The sequence below is a fragment of the Streptomyces xanthii genome, from assembly GCF_014621695.1.
Classification (GTDB): domain Bacteria; phylum Actinomycetota; class Actinomycetes; order Streptomycetales; family Streptomycetaceae; genus Streptomyces; species Streptomyces xanthii.
Genome location: NZ_CP061281.1, coordinates 3,610,832 through 3,629,049, shown reverse-complemented (window position 1 = coordinate 3,629,049; position 18,218 = coordinate 3,610,832). Strand labels below are relative to the sequence as shown.

18 protein-coding genes are annotated in these 18,218 nt (G+C 72.6%); 7 read left to right on the top strand and 11 right to left on the bottom strand.

Annotated features, from left to right (window positions below):
• Positions 1-244: 244 nt before the first annotated feature.
• The 5 genes from IAG42_RS16465 to mshD form a co-directional block, all read right to left on the bottom strand.
• Positions 245-1,198, bottom strand: a complete 954-nt coding sequence (locus IAG42_RS16465) for an ABC transporter permease (protein WP_188337748.1) — start codon at positions 1,196-1,198, stop codon at positions 245-247.
• The gene (locus IAG42_RS16460; protein ID WP_188337747.1) at positions 1,195-2,166 is read right to left on the bottom strand and encodes a hypothetical protein; all 972 of its coding nucleotides are present in this window, start codon (positions 2,164-2,166) and stop codon (positions 1,195-1,197) included. Before IAG42_RS16460 ends, IAG42_RS16465 begins: the two co-directional genes overlap by 4 nt.
• Complete coding sequence (locus IAG42_RS16455) at positions 2,163-3,065, bottom strand: ABC transporter ATP-binding protein (protein ID WP_188337746.1); 903 nt, start codon at positions 3,063-3,065, stop codon at positions 2,163-2,165. Before IAG42_RS16455 ends, IAG42_RS16460 begins: the two co-directional genes overlap by 4 nt.
• Positions 3,062-3,484, bottom strand: coding sequence for a GntR family transcriptional regulator (locus tag IAG42_RS16450; RefSeq protein WP_188337745.1), 423 nt, complete (start codon positions 3,482-3,484; stop codon positions 3,062-3,064). Before IAG42_RS16450 ends, IAG42_RS16455 begins: the two co-directional genes overlap by 4 nt.
• Before the next feature lie 117 nt (positions 3,485-3,601).
• Positions 3,602-4,537 (bottom strand): mycothiol synthase, encoded by a 936-nt coding sequence (gene mshD / locus IAG42_RS16445; RefSeq protein WP_188337744.1) that lies wholly within the window; start codon positions 4,535-4,537, stop codon positions 3,602-3,604.
• Positions 4,538-4,690: 153 nt separating this feature from the next.
• On the opposite strand from mshD, the gene IAG42_RS16440 reads away from it, so the two are divergent.
• Together IAG42_RS16440 and IAG42_RS16435 are read left to right on the top strand one after the other, a co-directional pair.
• Positions 4,691-6,496: a bifunctional metallophosphatase/5'-nucleotidase gene (locus IAG42_RS16440; protein ID WP_188337743.1), complete on the top strand. Its 1,806-nt coding sequence runs from the start codon at positions 4,691-4,693 to the stop codon at positions 6,494-6,496.
• Between the two features lie 118 nt (positions 6,497-6,614).
• On the top strand, positions 6,615-7,883 hold the full coding sequence (locus IAG42_RS16435; protein WP_188337742.1) for an LmeA family phospholipid-binding protein: 1,269 nt from the start codon (positions 6,615-6,617) through the stop codon (positions 7,881-7,883).
• Positions 7,884-7,887: 4 nt separating this feature from the next.
• Here the strand turns inward: IAG42_RS16435 and IAG42_RS16430 are convergent, their stop codons facing one another.
• The 6 genes from IAG42_RS16430 to IAG42_RS16405 all read right to left on the bottom strand — a co-directional run bounded on the left by IAG42_RS16430 (position 7,888) and on the right by IAG42_RS16405 (position 13,374).
• Entirely contained in the window at positions 7,888-9,309 is a 1,422-nt protein-coding gene (locus IAG42_RS16430) for a sensor histidine kinase (RefSeq protein ID WP_188337741.1), read from the bottom strand.
• Positions 9,306-10,037 carry a response regulator transcription factor gene (locus IAG42_RS16425; RefSeq protein ID WP_188337740.1) on the bottom strand — a complete coding sequence of 244 codons (732 nt, stop codon included), beginning with the start codon at positions 10,035-10,037 and terminating at the stop codon, positions 9,306-9,308. The genes IAG42_RS16430 and IAG42_RS16425 overlap by 4 nt, the downstream gene beginning before the upstream one ends.
• A gap of 46 nt (positions 10,038-10,083) precedes the next feature.
• Positions 10,084-10,359: a hypothetical protein gene (locus IAG42_RS16420; protein WP_188337739.1), complete on the bottom strand. Its 276-nt coding sequence runs from the start codon at positions 10,357-10,359 to the stop codon at positions 10,084-10,086.
• A gap of 32 nt (positions 10,360-10,391) precedes the next feature.
• Positions 10,392-11,411, bottom strand: coding sequence for a S1C family serine protease (locus tag IAG42_RS16415; protein WP_188337738.1), 1,020 nt, complete (start codon positions 11,409-11,411; stop codon positions 10,392-10,394).
• 134 nt (positions 11,412-11,545) lie between these two features.
• The gene (locus IAG42_RS16410; protein ID WP_188337737.1) at positions 11,546-12,568 is read right to left on the bottom strand and encodes a LacI family DNA-binding transcriptional regulator; all 1,023 of its coding nucleotides are present in this window, start codon (positions 12,566-12,568) and stop codon (positions 11,546-11,548) included.
• A gap of 53 nt (positions 12,569-12,621) precedes the next feature.
• Positions 12,622-13,374, bottom strand: coding sequence for a response regulator transcription factor (locus IAG42_RS16405; RefSeq protein WP_188337736.1), 753 nt, complete (start codon positions 13,372-13,374; stop codon positions 12,622-12,624).
• Positions 13,375-13,629: 255 nt separating this feature from the next.
• Between IAG42_RS16405 and IAG42_RS16400 the strand changes: the two genes are divergently transcribed.
• The 5 genes from IAG42_RS16400 to IAG42_RS16380 all read left to right on the top strand — a co-directional run bounded on the left by IAG42_RS16400 (position 13,630) and on the right by IAG42_RS16380 (position 18,188).
• Positions 13,630-14,463 carry an alpha/beta hydrolase gene (locus tag IAG42_RS16400; protein ID WP_188337735.1) on the top strand — a complete coding sequence of 278 codons (834 nt, stop codon included), beginning with the start codon at positions 13,630-13,632 and terminating at the stop codon, positions 14,461-14,463.
• 42 nt (positions 14,464-14,505) lie between these two features.
• On the top strand, positions 14,506-14,760 hold the full coding sequence (locus IAG42_RS16395) for a MoaD/ThiS family protein (RefSeq protein WP_188337734.1): 255 nt from the start codon (positions 14,506-14,508) through the stop codon (positions 14,758-14,760).
• Between the two features lie 5 nt (positions 14,761-14,765).
• Positions 14,766-15,992, top strand: a complete 1,227-nt coding sequence (locus IAG42_RS16390) for a hypothetical protein (RefSeq protein WP_188337733.1) — start codon at positions 14,766-14,768, stop codon at positions 15,990-15,992.
• Positions 15,993-16,169: 177 nt separating this feature from the next.
• Positions 16,170-16,898 carry an LmeA family phospholipid-binding protein gene (locus IAG42_RS16385; protein ID WP_188337732.1) on the top strand — a complete coding sequence of 243 codons (729 nt, stop codon included), beginning with the start codon at positions 16,170-16,172 and terminating at the stop codon, positions 16,896-16,898.
• A 444-nt stretch (positions 16,899-17,342) separates the two neighbouring features.
• Positions 17,343-18,188 carry a sulfurtransferase gene (locus IAG42_RS16380; protein WP_188337731.1) on the top strand — a complete coding sequence of 282 codons (846 nt, stop codon included), beginning with the start codon at positions 17,343-17,345 and terminating at the stop codon, positions 18,186-18,188.
• Positions 18,189-18,218 lie beyond the last annotated feature (30 nt).

Genomic DNA, 18,218 nt, shown 5'->3' with positions numbered 1-18,218 from the left:
CATGACGTGCGGGCTATCTGGGGCTGGCCTGCACGCGCCGTGACTTCGACCGTTTCGTCGCCGGGTGCCGCCCGGTGGGGGCTGGTCGCGCAGTTCCCCGCGCCCCTGAAATGCATGGCGCTTCGCGCCGCATTTCCCCGATGGGGCACCGCCCCGATGGAGATCGCGCACGAAGTGCGCATCTCCAGGGGCGCGGGGAACTGCGCGACCAGCCCCCACCGGCCCGCACCCCGCGACGAGACAGCTACCGGGCAGACGGGACGCGGCGGCGCAGGAGCCAGAACGCCGCGTACGCCAGCGCCGAGACCAGGGCCAGGACGACCCCCGTCTCCACGAGCTGCATGGGCCAGAAATGGGCCGGGGGATGGCCCTCGCGGTAGAAGCCCGTGATGTTGTGCTCGGTGAGGCAGCCGCGGTCGTCGACGCACATCGGGTCGTCGATCCGCGCCCCGGAGCCCGTGATCGCACCCTCACCGGTGAGCTCGCCGGCGAAGAAGCGGTAGCCCTGCTCGACGGAGCCGGTGACCGTGCGGGTGCTCCACAGGTGCGGGCGCAGCTGTCCGAGGAGGGTGGAGAGGACGAGGAGCAGCACTCCGGAGGTCGCGGCCGCGGGCAGGGCCCGCCGGTGCAGCAGCGCGCCGAGCGCCCCGCAGGCCAGCCCCAGCAGGGGCAGGGCGACGGCGACGCTGCCGAGGGTGTCGAAGGAGCCGGCGGCGTACCACTGGTTGTCGGTGAGGCCGGGGGCCCGCGCCACGACGGCCTGGCGCAGGGCGACGAGGAGCCCGGTGCCGAGGGTGAGGAGCAGGGCCGGGAGGGCCAGCTTCGCGGTGAGCCAGCGGACCGGGGTGACGGACTGCGCCCAGGTCAACTGGGCGGTCCCGCGCTCCAGTTCGCGGCCGAGGACGAGCGCGCCGGTGTACAGCGCGGCGGCGAGCGGCACCGCGGCGAGCGTGACGTCGACCGAGAGGGTCGCGAAGCCGTAGGCGCCCGCGGTCGGGCCCTGGGCGACGCAGGAGTTGGCCACTCCGGCGACGCAGCGGCCGACGATGCCGAGCCCGGAGGTGCCGGGGCCGATGAGCCACAGCTGCACGCCCGCGCAGAGCGCGACGTAGGCGACCCAGAGCCACAGGGCGGCCCGGTGGAGACGGAGGACCGTCCAGGTGAGGCCGGTGCGGGGCGAGAAGGTCAGGGCGCTCATGCGGAGGCCTCCTTGCGGCGGGGCTGGTGCCGGCGCAGGACGAGGAAGGCGGCGGCGACGGCGAGGGCGGTCAGGGCGAGGAGGACGCCCGTCTCGGCGAGCTGGCGGGGCCAGTAGTCGGGCGAGGGGAGGTAGTGGCGGGTGAAGCCGGTGATGTCGTGCCGGTCCAGGCAGGCCTGTGTGGTGCAGCCGGGGTCGCGGATCTCGGCGCCGGTGGAGGTGACGGCCCGGCTGTGCACGGGCAGTTCGGGCTGCTGGTGGCTGCCCTGGAAGGGCCAGGAGTTGCCGCGGAACGCGCCGGCCAGGTAGGTGCCGATGCCGGCGACGGCGAGCGCGGGCAGGGTGCGGCGCAGCACGAGCGCGGCGAGGACGCCGAGGGCGAGGCCGAACAGGGCGTTCGCGACGGTCGCGGGGCCGACGGAGAAGGCGAGGTCGCGCGGGCCGATGCCGGCGACGAGCAGGTGGTTGCGGTCGTCCCAGACCAGGCGGTACAGCACGACGATCAGGGTGGTGCCGAGCGTGACGGACAGGGCGGGCACCGCGAGCTTCGCGGCGAGCCAGCGGGCCGGGGGCACGGACTGCGTCCAGGCCAACTGGACGGTGCCCGACTCCAGTTCGCGCGCGATCAGTGGTCCGGCGGCGAAGAGGGAGACGGCGACCGCGGCGATGCGCGCCCAGGTCAGCGGATCGTAGAAGAGGGAGTCGAAGGTGAGGAAGAAGCCCCAGCCGAGGTCGTGGCGGGCGGCTTCGAAGGCGCCCTCGTAGCCGAGGGAGTCGAAGGCGCGCCGGGCCTCGCCGGAGCCCGGGCCCCACAGCCACAGCAGCAGGCCGAGGCTGATCGCGACGTATCCGGTCCAGGCCCACAGGGCGGTGCGGTGCAGGCGCAGGGTCGTCCAGACGAGGCCGTCGGGGCCGGGCAGGGTGCGCCGGACGCGCGGGGTGTCCTTCTCGAGGGCGGGGGCGCTCACGCGGACACCTCCGTGGTCAGCGGGGCGGGGGCCGGGCCGGTGCTCGGGGTGAGCAGCGCCGGGGCGTCGGGGGAGCGCAGGTGGGCGAGGAGCAGTTCCTCCAGGGAGGGCTCCTGGACGGCCCAGCCGGCGCCGAGCGCGCCGTCGCGGCGGATCAGCGCGGTGATGCCGCGGCCGGAGGCGCGGGACTCGACGACGGTGTGGCCGGTGAGGTCGCCGCGGCCGGTGACGAGGCTGTGGGCGCCGATGAGGTCGTCGATGCCGCCGCCGAGCCGGATGCGGCCGCCGCCCAGCAGGAGCAGGTGGTCGCAGGCGTCGGAGAGCTCGGCGACGATGTGCGAGGACATCAGGACGGTCGTGCCGTGTTCGGCGGCGTCGGCCATCAGGGTGCCCATGAGCTCGTGCCGGGCGAGCGGGTCGAGGTCGGCCATGGGCTCGTCGAGCAGCATCAGTTCGGGCCGCTTGCCGAGGGCCAGGGCGAGGGCGACGCGGGTGCGCTGGCCGCCGGAGAGCGAGCGGACCCGCGCCTTCGGGTCGAGGTCGCCCTGCGCGACGATGCCCGCCGCGTACGGGGCGTCCCAGCGGCCGGGGTTGAGCTCGGCGCCCAGGCGCAGGGTGTCGGCGATCGTCAGCTGGGGGTAGAGGGGCTTGTCCTGGGACAGGTACGCGACCTTGGCGCGGTGCTCGCCGGGGGCGCCGCCGAGGACGGTGACGCGGCCGGAGGTGGGGCGCAGGAGTCCGGCGGCGATGGCCAGCAGGGTGGACTTGCCGGCGCCGTTGGGTCCCACCAGGGCGCTGACGCGGCCGGCCGGGAGCCGGAACGCGCAGTGGTCGAGGGCGGCGATGCCTCGCCGCCCGTAGCGCTTGACGAGGCCGGTCGCCTCGATGGCCGTGGTCATGCTGTCCCCTTGGTGCTGCTCGTGGTGCGGAAGTGTGCGTCCAGCGCGCTGCCGAACAGGGCGGCCACGTCCTCGCGGTCGAGCCCTGCCTCCTTCGCGCGTCTCGTCCAGTCCTCCAGCTCGGCTCGCAGCGGCGAGTCGGCGGGGGACGAGCCCAGTGATCTGCGGACGAACGTGCCCAGGCCGCGGCGGGCTTCGACGAGTCCGGAGCGCTCCAGCTCGCGGTACGCCTTCAGCACCGTGTTCGGGTTGATGGCCGTCGCCTCGACGACCTCGCGGGCGGTGGGCAGCTTGTCGCCGGGCTCCAGCAGGCCCAGGCGGAGGGCCTGCTCGGTCTGGTGGACGATCTGCAGGTAGGTGGCGACGCCGCTGGAGCGGTCGATGCGGAACTCGATGACGGGCCCCGTGTCCCCTGCCACGTCGTACCCCCCTTTCACTACTTTCACTAATCAAGTAGTGAAAGGGTGATGCAAGAGAGGGGCCGGCGTCAAGCGACACCGGCCCCTCCATGCCTTGCTACGGGGTGAAACCCCAGGTCAGGACTCTGTGCGGTACATCAGATCCGTCTCGTACGTACTGAAGCCGAGCCGCTCGTACACGCTCACCGCCGCCTTGTTGTCCGCGTCGACGTAGAGCATCGCCGTCGGCAGACCGGCCGCCGCGAGGTGCCGCAGCCCCGTCGTCGTGAGCGCCTTGCCGAGCCCGCCGCCCTGGTTCCCCGGCGCCACGCCGACCACGTACACCTCGCCGATCCGCTCCGCGGCGTGCACCTTCGTCCAGTGGAAGCCGACCAGCTCGTCCCCCTGGAACGCCAGGAAGAAGCCCGCCGGGTCGAACCAGGGCTCCGCCTTGCGGTCGTCCAGATCGCGCTGGGTCAGCGAGCCCTGCTCGGGGTGGTGCGCGAACGCCGCCGCGTTCACCGCGAGCCACGCCGCGTCGTCCTGCCCCGGCACGAACGTACGGATCCGCACTCCCGCAGGCAGCACCGGGTCCGGCAGCGCCAGGTCGCTCAACGAACGCCGCATCTGCCGCAGTTCGCGGAACAGCGTCAGGCCGAGCACCTGCGCGAGGTGCCGCGCCGCGCTGTGCCCGCCGTGCGCCCACACCCGCAGCCGCTTCCCGGACGCGGCGAGCAGCGCCGCGCCCAGGGCCCGCCCGTGCCCGTGCCCGCGGTGCGCGGGGTGCACGACCAGCTCGGCGGCCGGCGCCTCGACCGGGTCGGTGTCCTCGAGCTGCGCGTAACCCGCGAGCTCCCCGCCGACGGTCAGCAGCAGATGCCGCACGCCCTCGCGCTCGCCGCCCCGCAACTGGAGCCGCCCCTGCTCCGACACGGCCTGCTGGCCGTCGGTCCTGGCGGCCTCGGCGAGCAGCGCGAGGACCTCGCCGGCCTGCCCGGCGGACAGAGCTGACAGGGTGTCGATGGATCGGCCCGGAACGGCCGGATCGCTGGCGTTTGCGGAGTCCGTGGTCATGGCTACGAGGGTACGGGCCGCCCCGCCCCGGAGAAGGGCAACCGCCTCGTAACCTGCAACCCCCTGTTGCGCTACGCGCGTTGACTCTAGGCTGCCCCGGGTCACCGTCGTCGCGCAGGAGCGCCGCGGACACCGCACCCGCAGGGGGGACACATGCCCGTGAAGAGGAACCGGCCGGGCCGCCGGATCAGAGCGGCGCTCGCCGCGACCGCCACGCTCGCCACCGCCGGCGCGCTGGTCGCCGCGCTGCCCGCAGGAGCCACGCAGCAGGACCGCGACCGGCACGGCCAGGGCCGCTACCAGGACGTCCAGCTGCTCTCCTTCAACGACTTCCACGGCAACCTGGAGCCCCCGGCCGGCTCCTCCGGACAGGTCACCGAGAAGCAGGCCGACGGGACCAGCAAGGCGATCGACGCGGGCGGCGTCGAGTACCTCGCCTCGTCGCTGCGCACCGCGCGCCAGGGCCACCCCTACAGCGTGACCGCCGCCGCGGGCGACCTCGTCGGCGGCAGCCCGCTGCTGTCCGGCCTGTTCCACGACGAGCCCACCGTCGAGGCCATGAACCAGCTGGACCTCGACGTCACCAGCGTCGGCAACCACGAGTTCGACGAGGGCGCCAAGGAGCTGGCCCGGCTGCAGAACGGCGGCTGCCACCCCGACGCCGGCTGCTACGAGGACGGCCGCACCTTCGAGGGCGCCGACTACCCCTACCTCGCCGCCAACGTCACGGACGAGAAGACCGGCAAGCCCATCCTCAAGCCCTACTGGGTGTGGAAGAACAAGGGCGTGAAGGTCGGCTTCATCGGCGTCACCCTGGAGGGCACGCCGAACGTCGTGACCGCCGACGGCGTCAAGGGCCTCAAGTTCCACGACGAGATCGAGACCGTCGACAAGTACGCGAAGATCCTCGACAAGCAGGGCGTGAAGTCGATCGTCGCGCTCATCCACGAGGGCGGCGCCCCGGCCTCGGGCGACTACAACTACGACTGCGACTCCCCGGGCGCCGGCGACGGCATCTCCGGCCCGATCGTCGACATCGCCAAGGGCATCACCCCGAAGGTCGACGCGCTCGTCACCGGCCACACCCACCAGGCCTACGTGTGCACGATCCCGGACCCGTCCGGCAAGCCCCGCATGGTCACCTCCGCGTCCTCGTTCGGCAAGGTCTACACGGACACCACGCTGACCTACGACCGCCGCACCCGGGACATCGTGCGCACCTCGGTGAAGTCCGCGAACCACGTCGTGGCCCGCACCCAGCCCAAGGCCGCCGACATGACCTCGCTGATCGGCCGCTGGGACAAGCTGGCCGCGCCGGTCGCGAACCGTCCCGTCGGCCACATCTCCGCCGACATCCTGGGCCGGGGCGCGAAGACCCCGGAGGAGCCGCTCGGTGACCTGATCGCCGACGCGCAGCTCGCCTACGGCAAGTCCCTGGACCCGAAGACCTCGCTGGCCCTGATGAACGCCGGCGGTGTCCGCTCCGACCTCGTCCACAAGGCGAGCGGCAGCGAGGGCGACGGCGTCGTGACCTACCGCGAGGCCTTCGCCGTCCAGCCGTTCAGCAACACGGTCAACCTGGTCGACCTCACCGGCGCACAGGTCGTCGAGGCGCTCCAGCAGCAGGTCAGTGGCTCGAACGAGGCCTCGCCGAGGGTCCTTCAGCCGTCCTCCGGGCTCACGTACACGATCGACATGAAGAAGACCGGCGCGGCCCGTCTCCTCGTCGACACGGTCAAGCTGAACGGCGCGGCCATCGACCCCGCCGCCACCTACCGTGTCGCGATGAACTCGTTCCTCGCGGGCGGCGGCGACGGCTTCACGGCGCTCGGCCAGGGCAAGAACCCGCTCGTCGGCGGCGACGACCTCAAGGCGTTCGGCGACTACCTGACCGCGAACTCCTCCGCGCAGAAGCCGATCGACCCGCCGAAGGCGGACCGCGTCACCATCCTCAAGTAGGCGCGGCACAGCGCTTCTTCGGGCACGTCCGAGTGGCTCACGGCTCTTCGCCGTGGGCCACTCGCGCGTCGTGAAGATTGTTTGCGCGAAGGGTGGGGGTGTGTGGTGGAATCACCCGATGCGTACCCCCCACCGCATAGCCGACGACCCCATATCCGACGGCCGCACCCCCTTTGATGGACCGAACACGGAATCGGTTCCCTCGGATCCGGACACGCGCGCGTACGCGAACCCGTACGACGAGCTCGCCGCCCTCGCCGGGAACCCGCTCGACGAGTTCCTCCACGAAGAGCCGGACGACCCCGACGACGAGGAGTGGTCGCCGCCCAACCACCGGCGCGGCAGCCGCCGCCGCAACCGCTTCGCGGGCCTGTCCCTCGCGGCGAAGGGCGTCATCGCCGTCCTCGTCCTCGCCGCCTTCCTGACGCTCGCCGACCGCTGGGCCCTGCTCTACGCCGAGCACGAGGCCGCGCAGAAGCTCAAGCAGCAGATGAGGCTGACGGCCGCCCCCGAGGTGGAGATCGAGGGCTTCCCCTTCCTCACCCAGCTCGCCGACCGCCGCGTCGACGAGATGAAGGTCACCGTCCCCGACGTCGCCGCCGACCGCGTCACCCTCGCCGAGGTCTCCGCGACCGTGCGCGACGTCCGGATCAGCGGCGAGGGCCTGACCGGCATCAGCGGCGCGCAGGCCGACGCCATGGACGGCGAGGTGCTGCTCAGCTTCGCCGACATGAACCGCGAACTGGGTGCCTCCCAGGTCACCTTCACCGGGCACGGCCGCGACAAGGTCCTGGCCCGCGGCACCCTGCCCGTCGCCGGACACGACCTGAAGGTCCGGGCCGACGCCACCATCCGGCGCCTGGGCACCACCGGCATCAGCACGGACATCGACGGCATGAGCCTGAGCATCGGAGACCTCGCCACCTACCGGCCCGGCACCGGGCCCTCCCAGGGCCTGCACCTGAGCCGCCGCTCGGTCGCCCGCGTCACCGCCGAGACCGACAAGGCCAGGCGGCTGCTGTCCATCCCCGCGCTCATGCACCGCGCCGGCGTGCCCGACCGGGCCGTGCGCGCGGCCCTGCGCAGCGACACCGAGCTCGCCGAACTCACCGGCTCGCCCCGCTTCGTGCACCGGCTGATGCGCATGAACCTGATCGACATCGCGCTCGACCACCCCTGGCTGCTGCGGAAGGTGGGTCTCGACCCGTCGCTGCTGGACAGCCTCTCCCGGCTCACCCGCCCCGCCCTCGCGGACCGGCTCTCCCTCGCCTTCCGGCTGCCGGAACTGCCCCGCGACCACGGCTACGTACGCCTGCGGGACGTCTCCGTCGAGAAGGACGGCATCCGCGTCGAACTGTCCGGCGCCGGACTCAGCGTCGGCGGCTGACCGGCTACGGCAGTTCGGGCGGCGGCGCCGGCGCCCCCGGCAGCGTGACCGTGGCGACCGTGCCGCCGCCGTCCGCCGCCGCGAGCGTCACCTCGCCGCCGATCGCCTCCACCGTGCGCGCCACGATCGAGAGACCGAGCCCCGAACCGGGCAGCGCCCGCGCCGTCGGCGAGCGCCAGAACCGGTCGAACACGTACGGCAGTTCCTCGTCCGGGATGCCCGGCCCGTGGTCCCGCACGGTGAGCGTCCCGCGCATCAGCCGGACCTCGACCGCGCCCCGCTCGGGGCTGAACTTCACGGCGTTGTCCAGCAGGTTCACGATCGCCCGCTCCAGCGCGGCCGGTTCCGCCCGCACGTACCAGGGGGCGAGGTCCGCGCTCACGACGAGCTCGGGCCCGCGCAGCCGCGCCCGTTCGACGGCACTGCGCACGGTGTCGTGCAGCGAGACGACCTTGAGCGGCGCGTCGTCGGCGGTCAGTCCGCCGCGGGACAGCTCCTGGAGGTCACCGATGAGCGCGGCGAGTTCGGACATCTGCGCCTTGAGCGAGGCGAGGAGCGCCCTGCGGTCCTCGGGCGGGATCGCGCGGCCCGTCTCCTCGCTGCGGGTGAGCAGATCGATGTTGGTGCGCAGGGAGGTCAGCGGGGTGCGCAGCTCGTGGCCGGCGTCCGCGATGAGCTGCTGCTGCAGTTCGCGGGACGCGGCGAGCGAGGCGGTCATGGAGTTGAAGGACGCGGACAGCCGGGCGATCTCGTCGTCGCCCTCGACGGGGATGCGGACGGTGAGGTCCTCGGTGCGGGCCACGTGCTCGACGGTGTCCGTCAGCTCGTCGACCGGCCGCAGTCCCGTACGGGCGATCCACAGGCCCGCGGCGCCTGCGCCGAGCACGCCGATGCCGCCGACGAGCAGCAGGATCCAGGCCAGCGAGGTGAGCGGCCGGTCGATCTCGCTGAGCGGCTGGGCGATGGAGACGGCGTACCGGTCCTGGAGCGGCCGCGCGACGCTGGGTCCGGGCCGGTAGGTGTAGACGCGCTGGGCCTGCCCGTGCTCGTTCTCGGCCGTGTGCAGGGCGAAGTCGTCCTGGCCGGAGGCCACGCGGACATCGGCCGGCTCGGCGGCGATCGGGGTCTGCCCGGGGCCGGTGCAGGTGCGGCCCGAGGCCGTCACGAGCTGCACCGTGTAGTTGCCGACCGGGGACGGAGCCTCGACCTGGCCGCCGACGCAGGCGGCGGCCAGCTGGGTCACATAGCCGTCGTCGACCTTGGTCCCGCGCAGCGAGGAGTCCATCTGCGACTGGAGCTGGGCCCGCGTCATGAACCAGCAGGTGACCGCGACCGCCGCGACGGCCGCCGCGACCGCGACCGCGACGAGCAGCGCGAGACGTGACCGCAGGGGCAGCCCGCGCAGCCGGCGCGGCCACCCGCTCACTCGGCCCCGCCCGACCGCAGCACGTAGCCCACGCCCCGCACCGTGTGCACGAGCCGCGGCTCGCCGCCCGCCTCCGTCTTGCGGCGCAGGTACATCACGTACACGTCCAGGGAGTTGGAGGACGGCTCGAAGTCGAAGCCCCACACGGCCTTGAGGATCTGCTCGCGGGTCAGGACCTGGCGCGGGTGGGCCAGGAACATCTCCAGGAGGGTGAACTCGGTGCGGGTCAGTTCGACGGTCCGCTCGCCCCGGGTCACCTCACGGGTCGCCGGGTCCATCCGCAGGTCGGCGAAGGACAGCACGTCGGAGTCGTCCGCGGCGCCGGCCGCCGCGTACCCGCTGCGCCGCAGCAGCGCCCGGACGCGTGCGAACAGCTCGTCGAGCTCGAACGGCTTGACCAGGTAGTCGTCGGCGCCCGCGTCGAGCCCGGTGACGCGGTCGCCGACCGTGTCGCGCGCGGTCAGCATCAGGATCGGGGTGGTGGAACCGGTGGCGCGCAGCCGGCGGGCCGCGGTCAGCCCGTCCATGCGCGGCATCTGGATGTCGAGGACGACGAGGTCGGGCCGGTACGCGGCGGCCTTCTCCAGGGCGTCCGCGCCGTCCACGGCGACCTCGGTGGCGTACCCCTCGAAGGCGAGGGAGCGCTGGAGCGCCTCCCGCACCGCGGGCTCGTCGTCCACGATGAGGATGCGGTGCCGGTCGTCACGGTCGCCGTCGGCGGGGTTCATGGGCTGCGTTTTCCTGTCGGTGAGAACGGGGCGTACGGACGGGCCTTCAGCCTCGCACGGACCCCCGCCCCGTGTGCGCGCCACGGCGGGCGGTCGTCGCCCGCGCCTTCGCGGGCGTCTTCGCCCGAGCCGCTGACTGCTTCGCGGACTGCTTCGCGGCCCGTGCCTTGGCCTGCGTCTTGGCCTGCTGCCTGGTCACGGACGGGACGAGCTCGGCGACGCGGGCGGCCGGCGGGTGCAGGACGGCGGCGACGGCGAGCGCGAGACCGGTGTCCGCCGGGCCGTGGGCGGTCGCGGGGTGCGGGTGGACGGGGAAAGCCATGGGGTCCTCCTGCGGGGGACGGGCCGCGGCGGTCAGCTGCTCGTGCCGCCCGCGCGCAGGGTGTCGAGGTCTGCCTTGAGGGTGTTGACGGGGATCGCGAAGCCGAGGCCGACACTGCCGGCGCTCGACGAGGAGCCGGCGTCCTGGGCGCTGGAGTACATCGCCGAGTTGATGCCGATGATGTTGCCGTTCATGTCGATCAGCGCGCCGCCGGAGTTGCCCGGGTTGAGCGAGGCGTCGGTCTGGATCGCCTTGTACGTGGTCGTGGACGAGCCGGTGTCGCCGTTGAACTCCCGGCCGCCGAACTCGAAGGGCCAGCCGCCGTCCCCGCCGCCGCCCTGCTGTTGCTGCTGCTGTCCCTCGTCGGTGGAGACGGTGACGTCGCGGTCGAGCGCGGAGACGATGCCGCTGGTGACGGTGCCGGTCAGGCCCTCGGGGGAGCCGATCGCGACGACCTGGTCGCCGACCTTCACGCCGGAGGAGTCGCCGAGCGTGGCGGCCTTGAGCCCGGAGGCGTTCTTCAGCTTGATCAGCGCGAGGTCCTTCTTCGCGTCGGTGCCGACGACCTCCGCCGTGTACGTCCTGCCGTCACTGGTGCGCACCTTCACCGAGGAGGCCCCGGCGATGACGTGGTTGTTGGTGACGATCTCGCCGTCGCTGGTGAGGATGACGCCCGAACCGGTCGAGGAGCCGGAGCTCAGCTCCGCGTTGACCTCGACGATCGACGGGCTGACCGCCTGCGCGACCCCCGCGACGGTGCCCCGCTGGCTGCTCGGCACGACGGTGGTGCTGGTGGAGCTGGAGGCGGCGGTGTCGCTGCCGGTCAGCTCCTGGAAGGCGTACGCGGTGCCGCCGCCGACGGCCGCCGCCGCGACGGCCACGGCCGCCAGCAGCCCGACCGGGCCGCGCAGCCGCTTCCGCCTCGGCGCCTCGGGAGCCTCGGGGGCCGCCGGGGCCGGCGCGTGGGCCGGCGGGGGCGGGTAGGCGCCGTAGGAGGAGCCCTGGGGGTACTCGTGCTGGTACTCGCCGCTGGGGCGGAAGCTCTCGGTCATGTCACTCAGCGTGCGACGCCGACATGAGAGCTGTCTGAGTGCTCCCTGAGAGTCCCGGCAGAAGCCTGTTTGCCCGATATAAAGACGGGCCCGGGCTTTCGGGAAGGCGGCCCCGGGCTTTCAGGGGCGGGCGGCTACTCGCAGCCGCAGGACTGCCGCACGACCAGCCGGGACGGGAACAGCTTCAGCCGCTCGCGCCGCGAGCCCGCGACCCGCAGCGAGTCGTCGAGCACCAGGTCGACGGCGGCCCGCGCCATCGCCGAGCGGTCCGAGGCGACCGTGGTCAGCGGCGGATCGGTGAGCCCCGCCTCCTTCACGTCGTCGAACCCGGCGACGGCCAGCTCGCCCGGCACGTCGATGCGCAGCTCGCGCGCGGCCCGCAGCACACCGATGGCCTGGTCGTCGGTGGAGCAGAAGATCGCCGGCGGGCGGTCGGGGCCGGCGAGCAGTTCCAGAGCCACCTGGTACGCGTCGTAGCGGTTGTACGGGGCCTCGAAGAGCCGCCCCTCGGTGTCCAGGCCGGCCTCGCCCATCGCGCGCCGCCAGCCCTCGACGTGGTCGGAGACGGGGTCGCCGACGGAGGGTGTCTCGGCGGTGCCGCCGAGGCAGGCCACGTACGGGTAGCCGTGCTCCAGGAGGTGGCGGGTGGCGAGCTGGGCGCCGCCCAGGTCGTCGGTGACGACGGCGACGTCGTCGATCGCCTCGGGCCGCTCGTGCAGCAGCACGACGCGGGCGTCCCACGCCTCGATCTCGTTGGCCGCCAGATCGTTGAGACCGTGGCTGACGAGGATCAGGCCGGAGACCCGCATGCCGAGGAAGGCCCGCAGATAGTGCACCTCACGGTCGGCCACGTAGTCGGAGTTGCCGACCAGGACCATCTTTCCGCGCTCGGACGCGGCCTGTTCCACCGCGTGCGCCATCTCCGCGAAGAACGGCTGGCGCGAGTCCGGCACGATCATGCCTATGAGGTCGGTGCGCCGCGACGCCATGGCCTGGGCGACCCGGTCGGGCCGGTACCCCAGTTCCTTGATCGCGGCGAGCACCCGCTCGCGCGTGGCCGGGGCGACCGGCCGGGGTCCGTTGTTGATCACGTAGGACACGACGGCGGTCGAAGTACCCGCCAGTCGCGCAACGTCGTCCCGAGTCACCTTGGCCACGCGCGGAGTCTACGCGGATGGAACCTCTCCTGGGCAGGGCGTAAGCCCCGAACCTAGGAGTCGGCCCGGACCGGCTCGCCCTTCGGCTCCGCCGGCTGCTCGCTCTTCTTCGCCGGCTTCTCGGCCTTGTCGGGCTTCTCCGGGGTGACGAAACGGTAGCCGACGTTCCGCACGGTGCCGATGAGGGACTCGTGCTCGGGGCCCAGCTTGGCCCGCAGTCGCCGTACGTGCACGTCGACCGTGCGGGTGCCGCCGAAGTAGTCGTAGCCCCACACCTCCTGGAGCAGCTGGGCGCGGGTGAAGACCCGGCCCGGGTGCTGCGCGAGGTACTTCAGGAGCTCGAACTCCTTGAAGGTGAGATCGAGGATCCGCCCCTTGAGCTTCGCGCTGTAGGTGGCCTCGTCCACGGACAGGTCGCCGTTGCGGATCTCCATGGGGGAGTCGTCGGCGACGATCTGCTGGCGGCCCATCGCGAGCCGCAGCCGTGCCTCCACCTCGGCGGGACCCGCGGTGTCGAGCAGGACGTCGTCGATGCCCCAGTCGGCGGTGACGGCGGCGAGGCCGCCCTCGGTCACCACGAGCACCAGCGGACAGCCGGGTCCGGTGGAGCGCAGAAGCTGGCACAGGCTGCGGACCTGCGGAAGGTCACGCCGCCCGTCGATGAGGATCACGTCGGCGCCGGGGGTGTCGACGAGGGCCGGGCCCTCCGCCGGAGCCACCCGCACGTTGTGCAGGAGCAGGCCGAGGGCGGGGAGCACCTCCGTCGACGGCTGAAGGGCATTGGTGAGGAGCAGCAGAGAGCTCATCGCGCTCCACCCGCCCGGGTCGTCCTGTCTTCGTGCACGGTTCGCTCGCCCATAACGTCTGGTTCCTCCTCGGTCCCTGCGAGGACGTTTGCGGCACTGCTTCGTACTGCGCGTACTTGCGTACTCGGTCGGACCCGCGCCCCGGGCCCGTGCGCGTCCGGTGTGATGAGCGTCGTTCGTATACAACGCTGCAGAACGCACAAAAGGACTCGGGGGCTGCATTGCCCGAGTCCTCTGTCCAGCAGAATAGCCCACATGAATCGGCGTCCGGCAGGTGACGAAGACGGATCTTCTGTGCGTCCGGTCACTGAACCGTCACGTCGGGCGACCCTGCGGACACAGGACGCAGTCGCGATCGACGCCTCCCACCATCCCGGCCCGGCGCCCGGCACCGACCTCGCGATCGTGGTCGCGCACGGCTTCACCGGCGATCTGGAGCGGCCCCACGTGCGGCGCGCCGCGGCGGTGTTCGCCCAGCGTGCGGCCGTGATCACGTTCTCGTTCCGGGGCCACGGGCGGTCCGGCGGGCGGTCCACGGTCGGCGACCGCGAGGTGCTCGATCTGGCGGCGGCCGTGGCGTGGGCGCGTTCGCTCGGGCACACGCGCGTCGTGACGGTCGGCTTCTCGATGGGCGGCTCCGTGGTGCTGCGGCACGCGGCGATGTACCGGGGGCGCACGGAGGCACACACCGACGGAGTGGTCGCGGTGAGCGCCCCGGCCCGCTGGTTCTACCGGGGCACCGCCCCGATGCGCCGCGTCCACTGGGCGGTCACCCGTCCCACGGGGCGGATGGTGAGCCGCCTCGGGCTGCGCACCCGGATCCACCCCCGCGACTGGGACCCGGTGCCGCTCTCGCCCGTCGAGTCGGTGCCGCTGCTCGCGCCGACCCCGCTGCTCGTCGTGCACGGCGACAGCGATCCGTACTTCCCCGTCGACCACCCGCGCATGCTGGTCGAGGCGTCCGGCGGCAGCGCCGAGCTGTGGCTGGAGCCCGGCATGGGGCACGCCGAGCACGCGGCGAGCGACGCGCTGCTCACCCGGATCGGTGACTGGGCGGCGAAGGCCGGTGCCGGGGGTGCCGCAGAATAGGACGCCGACCGCATCACAGGACACACGAAGGGAGCCGTCCCCATGGCTGAGGGCACGATCCGCTACTGGGCGGCGGCCAAGTCGGCCGCCGGAGTCGCGGAGGAACCGTACGACGCCGACACCCTGGCCGACGCGCTCGCAGGGGCCCGCACGCGACACCCCGGGGACCTGGTGCGTGTCCTGCAGCGTTCCTCGTTCCTGGTCGACGGGAACCCCGTCGGCACCCGGGACCATGAGACGGTACGGCTGGCCGAGGGCGGCACGGTCGAGGTGCTCCCGCCGTTCGCAGGAGGGTGACCCCGATGAGCAGCAACCCGCAGTACCCGCAGCATCCCCAGCAGTACGACCCGTACGGGCAGCAGCAGTACGCGCCGCAGCCCGAGGCCGCCGACGCCACCCAGCAGTGGCAGGGCCAGACCTGGGACACCCAGGTGCAGCCCGTGCAGCAGCCGTACCTGCCGCCGCAGCAGTACGACGCCGGGCAGCAGCACGCCCAGGCCCAGCAGCCGCAGTACCAGGAGCAGCCGCAGCCCCAGCCCTACGCGCAGCCTCAGCAGCAGTCGTACGGGCAGCAGCAGTCGTACGGGCAGGCGCAGTCTCAGCCGCAGCCGTACGCGCAGCCGCAGCCGGACCCGATGACGGAGGTCCTGCCGCCGGTCCGCGCCCAGGCCCGGCCGCAGCCGCAGCCGCAGGCCGAGCCCGCGCCGGCGTCCGCGCAGTCCGCCGCCGGTGAGCCCGCCTACGGCCCCGCCACCGTCACCGGCAACACCCGCGTCACCGACGCCCAGCGCGCCCGCGCCGAGGGCCGCTCGCCGGTCATCGAGCCCGGCATGCAGCCCGCCGGGCTCACCGCCGCGCTCGGCCTGCTGCTCGCGGGCGGCGCCGCCGTCGGCCAGTACGCGCTGCTCGTGCCGCTTCTGATCCTCCAGGCCGTCACGGCCGCCGGCTGGTTCCGGCTGAACGGCATGTGGCCCGCCCGGCAGGGCATCGCCCTCGCCTTCCTCGGCGGTGTCGTCGCCGACGTCGCGCTCCTCGCGGCCGGACGGGAGCACGGCCCCGCCGCGATCCTCGGCACCCTCGGCGTCTGGGTCCTGCTCACCCTCGTCCTCCAGCTCCGCTCGCACGCCGACCCGGACGAGCGGATGTACGGCCTGATGGCGACCGTCGTCTCGGCGGCCCTCGCGATCGTCGCCGCCGGTCACCTCGCGGCCCTCCCGGACGCGGTGACGGTCGGCGGGATCGCCGTCGCGGCGACCGTCGTGGCCCGCGCCCTGCCGCTGCCCACCCCCGCGTCCGTCGTCGCGGCCCTGTCGGCCGCGGCCGGCGGCGGCCTCGTGGCGGGTGCCCTGACCGGCTTCGGCACGGGCGGCGCGCTGCTCGGCCTCGGCGCCGGGGTCTGCGCCCTGATCGGTCACCGGGTCGCCTCGTACGACTACCCGTCGCGGTTCGTGCACATGACGGCGGGCGTCGCGCTCCCGCTGGCCGCGGCCGCCCCGGCCGTCTACCTGCTGGGCCGCGCCCTGGGCTGACCGCGCTCCCTTCCGCGCACCACGGCGGCGGGCTCCGATCGACAAGTTGGGAACAAGTCGGCCGGAGCCCGCCGTCTTCTCATTACCGGCACGTACGCTCGCGGCAGGAACCACTTCCGGCGCGGGGGACACAGAAGGCAGCCGGGGGACGCCAGACCATGGGGGAGCTTCCGGGCCATGCGCGCACTGCGAATACTGCTGATCATCGTCGTCATCCTCGGCGGCCTCTTCGTGATCGCCGACCGGGTGGCGGTGAACCTGGCCGAGGACGAGGCGGCCGACAAGGTGCGCACCAGCGAGGGCCTGGCGAGCACACCGAGCGTGTCCATCAACGGCTTCCCGTTCCTCACCCAGGTCGCGGGCGGCTCCCTGGACGACGTCGAGATCGGCATCAAGGACTACGAGGCGAAGAGCGGCAGCGGCACCATCCGTATCGCGGACCTGAACGCCGAGATGCACGGCGTGGCGTTCGACAGCGGCTACACCTCGGCCACCGCCGACTCCGCCACGGGCACCGCCCGTGTGTCCTACGACGAACTGCTCAAGGCCGTCCGCAAGCAGGACCCGGCGCCGGTCGCGCCCGGCATCACCGCGAAGATCGACGGCCTGTCCTACGGCGGCGGCGACAAGATCAAGGTCCTGCTCGCGGTGAAGACCCCGCTCGGCACGCTCCACCCGACCGTCATGAGCTCCGTGCAGGTCAAGGGCGGCAAGGTCTCGGCCCGCGCGGACAGCCTGCCGAAGGTCGGCGCGTTCGACATGGCCGAGGGGCGGGTGCGGGCCGTGACCGACTTCCAGCAGGCGATCGACGACCTGCCCGCCGGTATCGAGCTCGACAAGGTCGAGGCGGTCAAGGACGGCGTCGAGATCACCGTGAAGGGCTCGGACCTGAAGCTCATCGGCTGACCCGGCCCCCGGCCGAAACCGGCCGGACAGCCGTTCGAACCGGCAGGAATCGGGCGCCCGTCCGCGATGCGAGACGGCGCCGTCCGCACAGTAGAAGAGCAGGGAAGAGTCCCCGCCCCGGAGGCCCGCGCGAGCGCCTCCGGGGCGTTTCGTATCCCAGATAGTGGATGATCCCGTCTCATAATCCGACACACCGGTGACAGGCGGCCCTGAGCGTCCTTACGATCGGACGCATGATGCAACAGGCGGAATTCACGAAGCGGCGGGCAGTGGACCTGTGCCGCGTCGCCGCCATGCTCTGTCGCACCGTCTGAGCGGGCCGTGCGGCTACGCCGTCGACCTCCCGCTTTCCCCCCGGACCCCTCGAGACGACTCGGGGTCATCCGTGCACCCCCGCACACCCCCGTTCCGCATGCCCCCGCAACTGCCCCGGAGGAATACAGCATGAGCCGCAGCGACGTCCTGGTAGACGCCGACTGGGTCGAGGCGAACCTCGACAACGCGAACGTGGCGATCGTCGAGGTCGACGAGGACACGTCGGCGTACGACAAGAACCACATCAAGAACGCGATCCGCATCGACTGGACCGACGACCTCCAGGACCCGGTCCGCCGCGACTTCATCGACCAGGCCGGCTTCGAGGCGCTGCTGTCGAAGAAGGGCATCGCCAACGACACGACCGTCGTCCTCTACGGCGGCAACAACAACTGGTTCGCCTCCTACGCCTACTGGTACTTCAAGCTCTACGGCCACCAGGACGTGAAGCTCCTCGACGGCGGCCGCAAGAAGTGGGAGCTCGACTCCCGCGACCTCGTCGACGGCTCCGAGGTCCCGAACCGCCCGGCCACCCAGTACAAGGCCAAGGCCCAGGACACCTCGATCCGCGCCTTCCGCGACGACGTCGTGGCCGCGATCGGCACCCAGAACCTCGTCGACGTGCGCTCGCCCGACGAGTTCTCCGGCAAGCTGCTCGCCCCGGCGCACCTCCCGCAGGAGCAGTCGCAGCGTCCGGGCCACGTCCCGTCCGCCCGCAACATCCCGTGGTCGAAGAACGCCAACGACGACGGCACGTTCAAGTCGGACGACGAGCTCAAGGAGCTCTACGCCGCCGAGCAGGTCGACCTGGCGAAGGACTCCATCGCCTACTGCCGCATCGGTGAGCGCTCGGCCCTGACCTGGTTCGTGCTGCACGAGCTGCTCGGCGTCGAGAACGTCAAGAACTACGACGGCTCGTGGACCGAGTACGGCTCCCTCGTCGGCGTGCCGATCGAGCTCGGCGCCAACAAGTAACCAACGGCCTTTACCTCTCAAGGAGTTCAA